The 12,648-nt window shown below is 69.8% G+C and carries 13 protein-coding genes; 3 read left to right on the top strand and 10 right to left on the bottom strand.

The window, feature by feature from the left end; translation table 11 throughout:
- Positions 1-220: 220 nt before the first annotated feature.
- Positions 221-616 carry an ATP-binding protein gene (locus ACLHRZ_RS39540; RefSeq protein WP_490423446.1) on the bottom strand — a complete coding sequence of 132 codons (396 nt, stop codon included), beginning with the start codon at positions 614-616 and terminating at the stop codon, positions 221-223.
- 244 nt (positions 617-860) lie between these two features.
- Here ACLHRZ_RS39540 and ACLHRZ_RS39535 point away from each other — a divergent pair, with 244 nt between their 5' ends.
- Complete coding sequence (locus ACLHRZ_RS39535) at positions 861-1,097, top strand: winged helix-turn-helix domain-containing protein (protein ID WP_490423445.1); 237 nt, start codon at positions 861-863, stop codon at positions 1,095-1,097.
- Between the two features lie 28 nt (positions 1,098-1,125).
- Here ACLHRZ_RS39535 and ACLHRZ_RS39530 read toward each other — a convergent pair whose 3' ends face one another.
- Genes ACLHRZ_RS39530 through ACLHRZ_RS39510 form a run of 5 tightly spaced genes read right to left on the bottom strand, consistent with a single transcriptional unit; the run spans position 1,126 to position 5,258 of the window.
- On the bottom strand, positions 1,126-1,884 hold the full coding sequence (locus ACLHRZ_RS39530) for a hypothetical protein (RefSeq protein WP_490423444.1): 759 nt from the start codon (positions 1,882-1,884) through the stop codon (positions 1,126-1,128).
- Positions 1,885-1,932: 48 nt separating this feature from the next.
- Positions 1,933-4,158 (bottom strand): hypothetical protein, encoded by a 2,226-nt coding sequence (locus ACLHRZ_RS39525; RefSeq protein ID WP_490423443.1) that lies wholly within the window; start codon positions 4,156-4,158, stop codon positions 1,933-1,935.
- Complete coding sequence (locus ACLHRZ_RS39520) at positions 4,155-4,556, bottom strand: DUF6507 family protein (protein WP_490423442.1); 402 nt, start codon at positions 4,554-4,556, stop codon at positions 4,155-4,157. Before ACLHRZ_RS39520 ends, ACLHRZ_RS39525 begins: the two co-directional genes overlap by 4 nt.
- A gap of 37 nt (positions 4,557-4,593) precedes the next feature.
- The gene (locus tag ACLHRZ_RS39515) at positions 4,594-4,902 is read right to left on the bottom strand and encodes a pore-forming ESAT-6 family protein (protein WP_490423441.1); all 309 of its coding nucleotides are present in this window, start codon (positions 4,900-4,902) and stop codon (positions 4,594-4,596) included.
- Positions 4,903-4,925: 23 nt separating this feature from the next.
- Entirely contained in the window at positions 4,926-5,258 is a 333-nt protein-coding gene (locus ACLHRZ_RS39510) for a hypothetical protein (protein WP_490423440.1), read from the bottom strand.
- A 308-nt stretch (positions 5,259-5,566) separates the two neighbouring features.
- On the opposite strand from ACLHRZ_RS39510, the gene ACLHRZ_RS39505 reads away from it, so the two are divergent.
- Positions 5,567-6,493 (top strand): imine reductase family protein, encoded by a 927-nt coding sequence (locus ACLHRZ_RS39505; RefSeq protein WP_490423439.1) that lies wholly within the window; start codon positions 5,567-5,569, stop codon positions 6,491-6,493.
- Here the strand turns inward: ACLHRZ_RS39505 and ACLHRZ_RS39500 are convergent.
- The 4 genes from ACLHRZ_RS39500 to ACLHRZ_RS39485 form a co-directional block, all read right to left on the bottom strand.
- Complete coding sequence (locus ACLHRZ_RS39500) at positions 6,483-7,697, bottom strand: nucleotidyl transferase AbiEii/AbiGii toxin family protein (protein ID WP_490423438.1); 1,215 nt, start codon at positions 7,695-7,697, stop codon at positions 6,483-6,485. The two genes, ACLHRZ_RS39505 and ACLHRZ_RS39500, sit on opposite strands and share 11 nt — an antisense overlap.
- A 386-nt stretch (positions 7,698-8,083) precedes the next feature.
- On the bottom strand, positions 8,084-9,220 hold the full coding sequence (locus tag ACLHRZ_RS39495; RefSeq protein ID WP_490423437.1) for a PP2C family protein-serine/threonine phosphatase: 1,137 nt from the start codon (positions 9,218-9,220) through the stop codon (positions 8,084-8,086).
- Between the two features lie 247 nt (positions 9,221-9,467).
- Complete coding sequence (locus tag ACLHRZ_RS39490; RefSeq protein WP_490423436.1) at positions 9,468-10,277, bottom strand: Fpg/Nei family DNA glycosylase; 810 nt, start codon at positions 10,275-10,277, stop codon at positions 9,468-9,470.
- Between the two features lie 232 nt (positions 10,278-10,509).
- Complete coding sequence (locus tag ACLHRZ_RS39485; RefSeq protein ID WP_490423435.1) at positions 10,510-10,998, bottom strand: ribose-5-phosphate isomerase; 489 nt, start codon at positions 10,996-10,998, stop codon at positions 10,510-10,512.
- 186 nt (positions 10,999-11,184) lie between these two features.
- Between ACLHRZ_RS39485 and ACLHRZ_RS39480 the strand changes: the two genes are divergently transcribed.
- The gene (locus tag ACLHRZ_RS39480) at positions 11,185-12,633 is read left to right on the top strand and encodes an amino acid permease (RefSeq protein ID WP_490423434.1); all 1,449 of its coding nucleotides are present in this window, start codon (positions 11,185-11,187) and stop codon (positions 12,631-12,633) included.
- Positions 12,634-12,648: the final 15 nt, after the last annotated feature.

The following is a 12,648-nucleotide window of genomic DNA, read 5'->3' as shown; positions in this document are numbered from 1 at the left end:
CGTCTTGCCCACCAGGCCCGACAGCGTCGTATTACCCATGTCGAACTTCACGAGCTCACCCCCACCTCTTGACGACAACTCGAACATGTCTATCAACATCACCGATGTGATCACAAAGAGCTTTGGTTCCGCCGGTGACCACCTGTCATCAACCTTGCCATCCCCCACTGACAACGGGCGGGGTGCACACGCACCCCGCCCGTTTCATCCCGCTACGCAATCAATGCCACAGTTCGAACCACACCTTCTTCCCCACCAACTCCAACCCGTCCCACACCCACGTGACACCCGAGTCGTGCGAGAGACCGCGCACGAGCATCAAGCCTCTGCCGCCTTCCTCTTCCCGTCCGGGCCAGCGCGGCCACGGCAGTCTGCGCGCGTCGGCATCGCGCACCGCCACGTGCACGCGCCCCTCGTTCACCATCAGCTCCACCGTGAGCTCCTCCACGCGGGCGTGCAGGACGACGTTTGCAACGGTGTCCGAGACGCAGACCCGCGCATCCTCGACCAGTTGACGGCGATCGGTCGCCACAAGGGCGGCCGTCACGAACTCCCTCGCCAAACGGGCAGTGGTCGGCACCGCCGGTGCGGTCATGCAGTACGTCGCCCCGCTCATCGGCCCGCCTTGCGGCAGGCGGGAGTTGGAGCCAGTACCTGTTGCTGTGGGGGACGGATAAGGTCTCGCATGTCGACGCTCCCTGAGTAAGCGTTGGCCATGCCCCGGGGCGCTGGCAGGCGTCGCCGGGGTCCTTTGTGTGCCCGCGAGACTAGCGGAGCTCTACCAGGTGTTGCAGGGGTTTCAGCCGTACTAAGTACCTCAGGCCTTGGCTAGGGCGCGATGGTGTGCGTAGCGTACTCGTGTGATCGAATTCGTTCCGGACATTCCGCGCTGGCGCCAGGTAACCGATGTCATCCGGCGACGCATCAAGGACGGTACGTATCCGCCTCGTTCACGCGTCCCGTCGGTGGTTCAGCTCATGGAGGAGTTCGGCATCGCCACGGCTACGAGCCAGAAGGTGTTCAACGCCCTCCGCGCCGAAGGCCTCATCTACACCGAGCCCGGGCTGGGCTCGTTCGTCTCGAAGGAGCTGCCGTAGGGGCGCCCCAAGGCACCCCTACCGCCTGCTACTTCCCCAGCGCCGCCCGCACCTCGTCGTCCCCAACTGCCGCCAGGTACTCGGCGAGCCGCCGGCCCTCCGCACCGCCCGCCCGGTGGACGACCGTCACCGCATGCACAAGCGCCCGCCGCGACGGCGTCGCCGCGCCCAGCACGCTCATCGCCAGCTCCACGGCCGACGTGCCCTCGACCGTCGCCGCCGCGCTCGCCAGGTCCACCAGCTGCGTGGGCAGGTCGAACGGGCGCCGCTCCCCCGCCGTCAGCGAATGGACGCCCCGCGCCACGACATCCTTGATGTCATCGAGAAGAACTGCCAGCACCGCACTGTCGAAGAGTTCGCCGAGCTTGTCCTCGAAGTACTCGGTGTCGGCGATGCGGACCAGCGCGCGCAGCGCCTCCGTCCGGAGTCCCAGCGTGCCCTTCTCCTCCGCCAGGTCCTTCTCCGACACCGCCTCCGCGAGCTGCGCGAAGGTGGCGTCCACCGAGAACTTGCGGTCGATCAGGACGTCGTACCACGGCGACCGCTTCGGGTCCGCCGCCGCGCGGATCACCGCGTCGTAGCCGGCCTGCTCGCCCCAGGTCGTCAGGGCGAGGCAGGCGAGGAAGCGTTCGTTCTCGGGGGCAGCGGGGTCGTTCACCAGCTCGGCCAGGCCGGGGACCCGGTCCCGGTGGGCCGGGTCGTCGAATGCGCCGAAGATGACGTCGTCGATGTCGTCCGTCGGCTCGCCGTCGAAATCCGTGCCGAGCAATTCACGGAAGCGCGTCATGATCAATGCCTTTCAATTCCTTGACTGCCGGACGTCGAGCGTCGAACGTCACGACGCTTCGTGGATGTACTCGTGCGGAACGACGCCCTTGATGAGCCACTCGGAGTCGCGGCGCGTGTGCATCATGTCCTTGATCCGCTGCTCGATGCGCTTCGTCTTGGCCTTGCCCCAGCCGTGTTCCTTCGCCATCTCCGCGGCCCGCTTGGAGATGTCGTCGTAGCTCGTCCCGGGCGGTACGTCGATGTTCACGTGCTCGCCCGCGATTTTATCGGCGCTCTGCTGGATCGCCGCCTCGACCTCCTTCGGCGAGTACACCTCGACGCCCTTGACCTTTCCGTCGGCGATGTCCTTCGCCAGGTTCGGCAGGTCGACGCGGATCTTCTTGCCGCCGTAGTCCTTGGCGTCGGCGCCGTCCTCGCTGAGCGAGGTGTACGGGCTCTCGGACTTCTTCGGGTCGCGGCCCACGATGTGGTCGACGATCGACGCGTCGCCGTTGGGGTCGGCCGGGACCAGGTCGCCGTCCGCGTTCAGGTGGGCCTTCCGCTGACCCTTGCGGTTGTGCTCCGCCGCGAAGTTGTCGTCCTGGCGCTGAAGGTGCGGGACCTTGTCGTCCGGGCCCGGGTTGTACGTACCGCCCTCGTGCGGGGGCGGAGGCGTACCGCCGCCACCGTGACCGCCACCGTGGTCACCACCACCGTGACCGCCACCGTCGTGACCGCCGCCACCGTGGTCACCGCCACCGCCATGGCCGCCGCCACCGTGGCCGCCCGTCGGCGGCACGTGGCCGCCACCACCGCCACCGCCCGGCGGCGGCCCCGGCTTCGGGCCCGGCTTCGGTGCCGGGTGGTCGCCGCCCCCGTGCCCCGCGCCCACCCCCGCCGGTACGCGCTCGTGCGCCGGGGCCGGATGCTGCGCCGCCCGCTCCGCCGCCGGCTTCTCCACGGGGATCGGCTTCTGGCTCGGCGTGCCGTCGGGCAGCTCCATCTTGCCGTTGTGGTGGACGATCGTGCCGTCCGGCATCTTCACCGACGTATCGGGGATCTTGATCTCCGGCTTCGGCATGCTGTACTTCCCCGTGCCGTTGAGGAAGTCCGTGTACGTGCCCTTGTAGACGTTCTTCATCCCGGACATCAGGTCGCCGACCTGGAGCTTGACGAACTCGCCCGCCTTGCCGACGTACGTCATCGGGTCCACGAGCCGGCCCGTCTTGCCCAGGGCGTTGGCCACCTTCGCGGCGGTGCCCAGCTTGCCCGCATCGCCCACTTCGCCGGCCTTGGCCGCCAGGCTGCCCGCCTTGCCGAGCTTGAGCAGGGAGCCGGAGCCGAGAGTGAGGAGGTTGAAGGCGACGGTGCCGCCGGCGCGGGTGGGGTTCTTGCCCCATTCGTCCCAGGCGACGAGCGATTTGCCGAAGTCGCGGAGCGCCTTCTTCTGGCGGTCCGTGTCGCTGTGGTCGACCGGGCCGAACATCTTGTCCATGGCCCAGTCGTACGGGGTCATGATGTACGCGCTGACGCCGCCGAAGACGTCGCCGATGCCGCTCCACGTCTTCTTGAACGTGTCCCAGTCGAAGACGTTGACCATGTGGCCGAGGCCGGTCAGGGTGCCCCAGACGCCGTCGACGAAGAAGCCCTTGAGCGCGCTTCCCACGTGGTCGGTCGTCCAGTGCCAGGCGGCCTCCAGGCCCTCGTACTTGCGCTTGTCGACCTTGCCCCAGGGGGTGTCGTCGGCCTTGGCCGCGTCGTCCGCGCTGAAGCCGTACATGCCCTTCTTGTGAGAGCCGTCGTCGACCGTCCACTTGGTGCCGGTGCCGGCCACGTCGCTGATCTTGCCGGCGGCCTTGCGCTCGGCTTCCTGGAACTGGCCCCAGACCCGGCCCACTTCGTGGATCAGGCCGGCGTTCTTGTCGACCTTGCTCTGGTCCTTCTGCCAGTCGTGCTTGCCCTCGACCGACTTGCAGAACGTCTCCGCCTGCGACTTCAGGTCCGCCATGCGCGAGACCAGCGGCCGTGCCTCGCTCGCGAACGCCGACAGGGCGCTGCTGACGGACTCCAGCTTGCCGGCGAACTTGTCGGCACCGTCGCGCACCGGGAGCGTCGTCGCGAACAGCTTGTCCGCTTCGGGGGCCGTGTAGCAGGAGTGGAGCCCCTGGAACTTGCTGTGGACGTCACCGCCCGTCGTGCGGATGTCGGACGCGGCCTTCTTCAGCGTGCCGGCGTCCTTCTCCAACTGGTCGAGGTCGCCGGAGAAGTCGGGGATGGAGCTGACGTCGATCACTTGCCGTCGCCCTTCCCGCCGTCCTTGCCGCCCTTGCCCAGCGGGGGCAGCTTCGGCGCGCTGAGGGCGTCGTTCTGGGCGTCCTGCGCCATCTTCAGGTCACCGGCGATGTACTGCTCGGTGGCCTTCGCCGCACCGCTGATCGACTCGCCCGCCCGGGCGGGCAGGAACTGCAGGTCCTTCATCGTGGCATCCGCGAATTCCTGCAGTGCCGCCGCGACCGGGCCGGGCGTGCCGCTCTTGGGAGCGGCTCCCGGGGCCATCGTGCCCGCGGACTTCGCCGCGCTCGCCATGCTGTCGCCGTAGGTCGTGAACTCGCCCTCGAATTTGCCCGCGGCGGTGTCGGTGTCGCTGAGCACCGTGCGCACAGCCTCGACGTGAAGATCCCAACCGGACACGAAATACCCCCGTATTTCCCTGGATTGCAGTGGTGCGTCAGCCGATGCCGTCGACGGCGGCCTTGGCCTTCGCCAGCGTCGACTGCGCCGTACCGTCGTTCTTCTCCATCGTCGTGCGAAGGAGATGGATGATCTGGCGGACCTCGTGCGCCGCACGCTGCCAGCGCAGCTCCTTGTCGTGGTACTGATCCGACACACCATCCGCCTGGAAGTCGGACATCGCCGCCTTCACAGCCGCATCGCGGTCCGTCAGGACCGACTCCAGACGCGAGATGATGCCCTGCAAAGAGCCCTGCACCTCGCCCGAAGCACCCGTGTCATAACTGCGACGGTCTGCGTTCGCCATGACTACCTCAATCCCCCGTGTTCCTAGCGGCCCGAGAAACGAGCCGCGTCGAAGTTCGCCGCCGCCATCTGCTGACGCGCGTTGTCCGCCGACTCCTGATCACCCTGACCGAACGAACCATCCATACCCGACTGACCCCCCAGGATCGCCCCCAGAGCACTGTTCAGATCCGCCGTCACCTGATCCGAATGCGACTTGAACGAGTCGAACGCCTGCTTGCCCGCACCGTTGAACTTGCCCTCCAACGGCTGCGCCGCAGCGACCAGCTGACGGATCAGACCACCCAGATCCTCACTCGAACCACGCGTCTTGCCCACCAGGCCCGACAGCGTCGTATTACCCATGTCGAACTTCACGAGCCCACCCCCGTCTTCCCCGTCATCTCAGTTGCTCGTCGTCTCACGTGCACCTCTCGGTGACTCGCACACATTTAGCAACATCACCGGGGCGAACGCCAAGCCGGGGCCGGGTCTGTGGGCGGTCTGTTACGAGAACGTGCATGTTCGTGACGCGGGCGGGACGCCGGTTGCCACTGTGCCGAATTCGGTCCACATATGTGGGCAGAAGCCTCCCGTAAGAGGGGAATTGGCGGGAGAATGACAATTCACGGGGAGTCTGATGATTCCCCGTACGAAGTCATGAAACCGGCGAAACGGGGGTAATCGTGTGTGCAGAGGCATGTACAGGGGTGAGCGTTCTCGGTCTCGGGGCCACGGGGACGGCAGTGACCGCTGCGTTTCTCCGGGCCGGGCACCGTGCGACGGTCTGGCACCGAACGCCCGGTAGTGCAGGGGCACTTGTGGCCAAGGGGGCCGTCGAAGCAACCTCGGCCGGGGCGGCCGTGGCCGCGAGTCCGCTGATCGTCGTCTGTGCGGCACCGTACGCGGCCGTACGCGAGATCCTGGACGCGGTGGGCGACGGGCTCGCGGGACGTGCGCTCGTCGTCCTCACCCCCGGGTCGCCGGTCCATGCGCGCGAGACGGCCGACCGGGCCGGGCGGCACGGCGTCGGCGGATACCTCGACGGCGTGGTCATGCCGGGCCCCTCGGGCGTCGGCGGTCCCGGCTGTCTGCTGCTCTGCAGCGGCGCGCAGGCCGCCTTCGACGACCACCGCAAGACGCTCGCCGCCCTTGGCGAACCGTTCCACCTGGGGACCGACGCCGCGCTGGCGTCCGTGTACGAGACGGCGCTGTTCGGCCTGATGTCGGCCACGCTGACCGGCTGGCTGCACAGCGTGGCGCTCGTCGGCGCCGACGGGCCCGGCGGCAACGTGCCTGCGACGGAGTTCACCGAGGTGGCCCGCCGGTGGCTGCACAGCGTCGGCGAACTCATGGGCACGTACGCCCCGCAGGTCGGCTCCGGGAACTGTCCGGCGGACGGCCATCCGCTGGAGCGGCACCTCGTGAAGGCGGACACCCTCGTCCACGCGAGTGAGCTCCGGGGCGTCGCGCCCGGCCTGCCGGAGCTGCTCAGGGAGCTGCTCGCGCGGGCGGTCGCGGCCGGGCACGGCGGGGAAGGGTACGCGCGGCTGGCCGAGTTCGTGGTGTCCGCCGGGGAGGAGAACGGGGAGGGGAGCCCCGTCAGCGGCTGACGGCTGCTGCCGCCGCCTCCTCCAGCCTGGCCGCCATGTCGTGCGGGCTGCCGGCCCAACCGCCCTCCTTGTACAGGGGTTCGTCACGGCCGAACCGCTTGTCGCGGAAGGCCGCCAGCACGTCCGCGGCCCCGTGCAGGGTGCACTCCGTACGGCCGAGCAGTTCGCGGACCATCACGACCGCGCTCAGGCTGTGCACGCAGCGGGCGGCGAACCACGCCTCGACGGCCTCCATGCCGCCCGCCGCGTGCTCCTCGCGCACGAGCTCCGTCGTGCCGTGGAAGGCGGCGGCCAGCCGGGCGTACGGCCCGTCCTCGGCGGGGGCGAAGGCGGGGGCGAGGGCGATGACCAGGCGCGCCAGGTAGCCGCTGTCGCTGTCCGGGAGCCCGGGGTGGTCCTTGTGGAACTCGAACCAGTCGGCCTCGGCGGCCGAGTAGAGGATGTAGCCGAGGTCGGCGGGTTCGCCCGACTCCCTCAGGACCCGGTCCAGCAGCTCGTACGTCAGGTGCGTGTGCCCGCACTCCGCGAGGAGCACCGCGTCGTAGAGGTCCTTGGCCTCGGGGTGCACGTCCGAGACCAGCCAGAGGATCTTCCAGGCGAGGGAGAGCGCGGGGCTCGCCGCCATGAGGACCGCCGGGGCGCCGCCCGGCGCCGATCCGGGGACCTCCGTCCGCACGGGCGGTTCGGGCAGGGCCTCGTTGAAGACGAAGTCGAGCCGGACCGTGCCCTGCGGGACGCCGTCCGCCACGGCCGTCCAGGGCAGGACGAGGCGGCGGCCCGGCACCCGGTCGTACGTCCAGATCCCGTCGCTCGCGGCGCCGGAGGCGTCGATGCGGACCGGGCTGTCCGGGTCCCGGGAGAGCGCCTCGGCGGCGCGGGCGATGCCGGCGAACAGGGCGTCGGTACGGGCGTCCCCGAGCTGCCACGTGTGCGGCACGACCACGAAGTCCAGGTCGCCGGGCTCGCGCGCCGCGTCGCCGCACCACGCCTTCAGCAGCACGCTGCCGCGCAGCACCAGGTGCTCGGCCCACTCGGAGCCGGCGACGGCCGCGAGGGTGTGGTCCAGCGCGTGACGGCGGGCCGCGCACCAGGCCGTACCGGTGCCGGCATCGGTGAACTGCGGTTCGCCGAGCCGCAGTTCGCGCACGTGGTGACCGGCGGCCGGGCCGTGGGCGGGGCGCTGCGTGACGCCCTCGCCGGGCACAGGGCGCAAGGTTTGCGGCAAGTCCCGTGCCGCGCGGATGGCTTCGTACCTTCTGGGTGTCACCGGGGAATGATCACATGTCGGGGTTTCGGAGCCGTCGGGCGGCGATGCCGCACGGCCTCGGGCGGAGACGATACCCACGCAGTGGGCCGCCCGCCGGGGAACGCGGCTAGGGCGTGTCCGATGGGTCAGTGCGGGCCCTGCGGCGTCTGGTGCTGGGGGCACCCCCAGCGGCGTCTGGTGCGGTGGATCGCAAGGCGGAGCATTACCCGCGTACTGGGCGTACTCGGGTGATGCGACAACGCGGCGAGGCGCCGTACCTGGGGGTACCCCCAGCGGTAGCTGGGGGAGCGTCGCAGGGCCTGTGCTGACCCATCGGACACGCCCTAGTCCCGGCAGATCAGCAGCAGCGCCCTGTCGTCGTTGACGTCCTTCGCCACCGCCTCGATCAGGTGCCACGCCGCGCCGTGGAAGCCCGAGGTGACGTAGCGGTCGGCCTCGCCCGTGAGGCGGTCCATGCCTTCCGTCAGTTCGCGTTCCGAGGTTTCGACCAGGCCGTCCGTGAAGAGCATCAGGACGTCGCCGCGGCGCAGCGTGCCGTGTACGGGCTCGAATTCGGCGCCGTCGTAGACGCCGAGGAGCGGGCCCTCGGCGGACTTCTCCTCCCAGCGGCCGGAGCCGGCGCTGAGGTGGAGGCCGGGGACGTGGCCCGCGGAGAAGAGGTCGTAGTCGCCGCTGTCCAGGTCCAGGACCAGGTGGACGGAGGTGGCGAAGCCCTCGTCCCAGTCCTGGCGGAGGAGGTAGCCGTTCGCGGCGTGCAGGAAGTCGTGCGGCGGGAGGGAGCCGAGCAGGCCGCCGAAGGCGCCGGAGAGGAGGAGGGCGCGGGAGGCGGCGTCCATGCCCTTGCCCGAGACGTCCGTGAGGACGACCTCCAGCGTGCGGCCCCCGTTGGTGCGCGCCGCGACGACGAAGTCGCCGGAGAAGGACTGGCCGCCGGCCGGGCGCAGCGCCATCTCGCGGTGCCAGCCGAGCGGCAGCTTCGGCAGCTTGCTCTGGACGCGGATGCGCTCGCGGAGGTCGAAGAGCATCGTGCCGCCGCGCCGCCACGGCACGCCGACGCGGCTGCGGAACTGCGCGATGAGCAGCCCGAAGAACGCGACCGCCGCCACGACGAGGATGGTGCCGGGCGTGACCCGCTCCGCGCCCTCCTCGTACGGGTCCAGGACCTGGGCCTCCGCGATCAGTGCGGCGGCCGCGGCCGAGTACAGGCCCAGCAGGCTCGCGGGGCGCAGCAGCAGGCCGCCGGCCACGATGGGCAGGACCAGGGCCGCGGGCGAACACCAGTCGGGCTGGGCGATGGTGCCCAGGGCGAGGGCGGGCACGGACAGCAGCAGCGCGGTGAGGGCGACCCAGTCGGAGCCGTCGCCCCGGAAATAGTCGACACCGGCCTTGCGCACGCTCGTGCGCGCCCGGTGCAGTGCTTTGCGCATCCGGGCCGTCGGGGTCTCCGCAGCGCCAGTCATTGCATCGGGACCCTATCCACCCATTCGGCGGTGCGTCGATTCACGCCGCGCCGGGACGGGCGCCGTGAGGGCGCCCGGGTGGCACCCGGAGAGCAACCTTATGCGTATCGATCCTTATCGATGCGCCGCAAGGTCGGGTTTCCGTCTCGTCCGTATCGGCTGGTGCGCGGTGGTGCCGGACGGAGTCAGGGGATGCGGGGGCCGCGTGCGTGGCGTGAGGCGTGCGCCGGTCGGCGCCCCCGTCCCGTCAGGCCTTCTGGCACTCCGGGCACCAGAAGAGGTTGCGGGCCGCGAGGTCCGCGGTGCGGACGGCGGTGCCGCAGATGTGACAGGCCTGGTCGGCCCGGCGGTAGACGTAGACCTCGCCGCCGTGGTCGTCCACGCGCGGCGGGCGGCCCATGGCCTCCGGCTCGTGCTCGGGGCGGACGGTGTCGATCCGGTTGTTGCGCACGCCCTCGCGCATCAGGGCCACGAGGTCGTGCCAGATCGCGTCCCACTCGCGGCGGGTGAGGTCGCGGCCCGCGCGGTACGGGTCGATGCCGTGCCGGAAGAGGACCTCGGCGCGGTAGACGTTGCCCACGCCGGCGACGATCTTCTGGTCCATCAGGAGTGCGGCGACGGTGGTGCGGCTGCGGGCGATCCGGTGGAACGCCCGGTCGCCGTCGTCGCCCTCGCGGAGCGGGTCCGGGCCCAGGCGGTCGTGTATCGCCTGCTTCTCGGCCTCGGTGACGAGGGTGCAGGTGGTGGGGCCCCGGAGGTCCGCGTAGGCGGATGCGCCCGCGAGGCGGAGGCGGACGGTCTCCGTGGGCGGGGGCGCGGGGGCGTCCCCGAACGTGTACTTGCCGAAGAGCCCCAAGTGGATGTGGACCCAGCCGGTTTCGGCGAAGCCGAGGAAGAGGTGCTTGCCGTGGGCTTCGGCCGTCGCCAGCACCTGGCCGTCTATCAGGGCCGCGCTGTCCGCGAACTTGCCCTGCGGGCTGGACACGTGGACGGCTTCGCCTGCGAAGAGGGTGCGGTGGTCCAGGGCCAGGCGGTGGATCGTATGCCCTTCGGGCATGGCGGGGGTCCTCCGGACGGGATGCGGGGTACGGCTGCGGGTGCCGAAAGGGCCTCGGCGGCAGGGCGATTGCCCGGCCGCCGGGCCGGACGGGCCTCGGCCCGCGGGCGGCTGCCTCGTTCCGCCCCGCGGCGCCGAACGGCGCCCGGCCCGGCGGCGCGAAGCTGCCGTCCTCGGGGGTGTGGGGGCCTGCCCCCACACCCCCGAGGACGGGTGGGTGGGAAAAAGACCCCTAGCCCTGCTGCGGGTGGTGGGCCGGGATCGGGGGGAGGTCCCCCGTCTCCTCGTACACGCGCAGCATCTCGATGCGGCGCGTGTGACGCTCCTCACCCGAGTACGGCGTCGCCAGGAAGATCTCGACGAACTTCGTCGCCTCCTCCTCCGTGTGCATGCGCGCGCCCACGCTGATCACGTTCGCATCGTTGTGCTCACGGCCCAGCGCGGCCGTCTGCTCGCTCCAGGCGAGTGCGGCGCGGACGCCCTCGACCTTGTTCGCGGCGATCTGCTCGCCGTTGCCGGAGCCGCCGATCACGATGCCGAGGCTGTCCGGGTCGCCGGCCGTCCTCTCCGCGGCGCGCAGGCAGAACGGCGGGTAGTCGTCCTGGGCGTCGTAGATGTGGGGGCCGCAGTCGACGGGCTCGTGGCCGTGGGCCGTGAGCCATTCGACGAGGTGGTTCTTGAGTTCGTAACCGGCATGGTCGGAGCCGAGGTAGACGCGCATGGGTCCGAGTGTGGCACGAGGCGGGGCCGGCATTCGCCACCGGGCGGGACTCTGCGAGTACCGATGTGTACAAGGAGTGAAGGCAACGATACGGATTCGGGTCTTCCTAAAAACACCTTTGAAAAGTTCTAATGCGGGAACTCGCAACCCGAGTACCGAAGGAAAACAACCCGAAGGAACATCCACATGAGCGCACCGCCGACGATGACAAAGGGGTCGACGACCGGCGATCCCGGGCGTTCCCCGGAGTCCGGCGAGGCCGGACTCAAGGCCGGCCTCAAGAACCGGCACCTGTCCATGATCGCCATCGGTGGTGTCATCGGTGCCGGTCTCTTCGTGGGTTCCGCGTCCGGCATCGCCGCCGCCGGCCCCGGCATCCTGATCTCCTACGCACTCGTCGGCGCGATGGTCGTCTTCGTGATGCGCATGCTGGGCGAGATGGCCGCGGCCAACCCGACCTCCGGTTCCTTCTCCGCGTACGCGGACCGGGCGTTGGGCCGCTGGGCCGGTTTCACCATCGGCTGGCTGTACTGGTTCTTCTGGGTCGTGGTGCTGGCCGTCGAGGCGACCGCGGGCGCGAAGATCCTCGCAGGCTGGGTCCCGGCCGTCCCGCAGTGGGCCTGGGCTCTGATCGTGATGCTCGTCCTGACCGCGACCAACCTCGCCTCGGTGAGCTCCTACGGCGAGTTCGAGTTCTGGTTCGCCGGCATCAAGGTCGTCGCCATCGGCGCCTTCGTGGTCATCGGCCTGCTGGCCGCCTTCGGCGTGCTGCCCGGTTCGCACAGCGACGTCTCGGGGTTCTCCAACCTCACCGCGCACGGGGGCTTCCTGCCGAACGGCCCCGGCGCGATCCTCACCGGTGTCCTGATGGTCGTCTTCTCCTTCATGGGCAGCGAGATCGTCACCCTCGCCGCCGGTGAGTCCGAGGACCCGCAGCGTGCGGTGACCAAGGCCACCAACAGCGTCATCTGGCGGATCGGCGTCTTCTACCTGGGCTCGATCCTGGTGGTCGTCTCCCTGCTGCCGTGGGACTCCGCGGAGATCGCCAAGAAGGGCAGCTACGTCGCCGCCCTCGACTCCATCGGCATTCCGCACGCCGGTCAGATCATGAACGTGATCGTGCTGACCGCGGTGCTCTCCTGTCTCAACTCGGGCCTCTACACGGCCTCCCGCATGGCCTTCTCCCTCGGTCGGCGCGGCGACGCGCCGAAGGTCTTCGCCCGGGTCAACGGCAAGAACGGTGTTCCGCAGGCCGCGATCCTCGGATCGGTCGTCTTCGGCTTCCTCTCGGTCGTCTTCAACTACGTGTGGCCGGACACCGTGTTCAAGTTCCTGCTGAACTCCTCCGGTGCCATCGCCCTGTTCGTCTGGCTGGTCATCTGCGTCACGCAGCTGAAGATGCGCGGCATCATCCTGCGCGAGATGCCGGAGAAGCTGGTCGTGCGGATGTGGGCCTTCCCGTACCTGACGTACGCGACCATCGGCATGATCCTCTTCGTGCTCGGCTACATGGTCGTCGACGGCGGGGACAACCGCGACCAGGTGCTGCTGTCGACCCTGGTGGGTGCCATCGTGCTCGTCGTCGGCATCGTCCTCGGGCGGCGGCACGAGGGACGGACGCCCGTACAGAAGTAGGCAACCGGCACAACG

The organism is Streptomyces sp. AM25, assembly GCF_058146165.1.
This window is presented reverse-complemented; position numbering and strand designations above follow the sequence as displayed.

What these genes read in the sequence shown, in the direction of transcription:
- ACLHRZ_RS39490 (WP_490423436.1), bottom strand. Translation starts at nt 10,277, where the DNA reads ATGCCCGAAGGGCATACGATCCACCGCCTGGCCCTGGACCACCGCACC.
- ACLHRZ_RS39515 (WP_490423441.1), bottom strand. Translation starts at nt 4,902, where the DNA reads ATGGCGAACGCAGACCGTCGCAGTTATGACACGGGTGCTTCGGGCGAG.
- ACLHRZ_RS39485 (WP_490423435.1), bottom strand. Translation starts at nt 10,998, where the DNA reads ATGCGCGTCTACCTCGGCTCCGACCATGCCGGTTACGAACTCAAGAAC.
- ACLHRZ_RS39480 (WP_490423434.1), top strand. Translation starts at nt 11,185, where the DNA reads ATGAGCGCACCGCCGACGATGACAAAGGGGTCGACGACCGGCGATCCC.
- ACLHRZ_RS39530 (WP_490423444.1), bottom strand. Translation starts at nt 1,884, where the DNA reads ATGACGCGCTTCCGTGAATTGCTCGGCACGGATTTCGACGGCGAGCCG.
- ACLHRZ_RS39495 (WP_490423437.1), bottom strand. Translation starts at nt 9,220, where the DNA reads ATGACTGGCGCTGCGGAGACCCCGACGGCCCGGATGCGCAAAGCACTG.
- ACLHRZ_RS39540 (WP_490423446.1), bottom strand. Translation starts at nt 616, where the DNA reads ATGAGCGGGGCGACGTACTGCATGACCGCACCGGCGGTGCCGACCACT.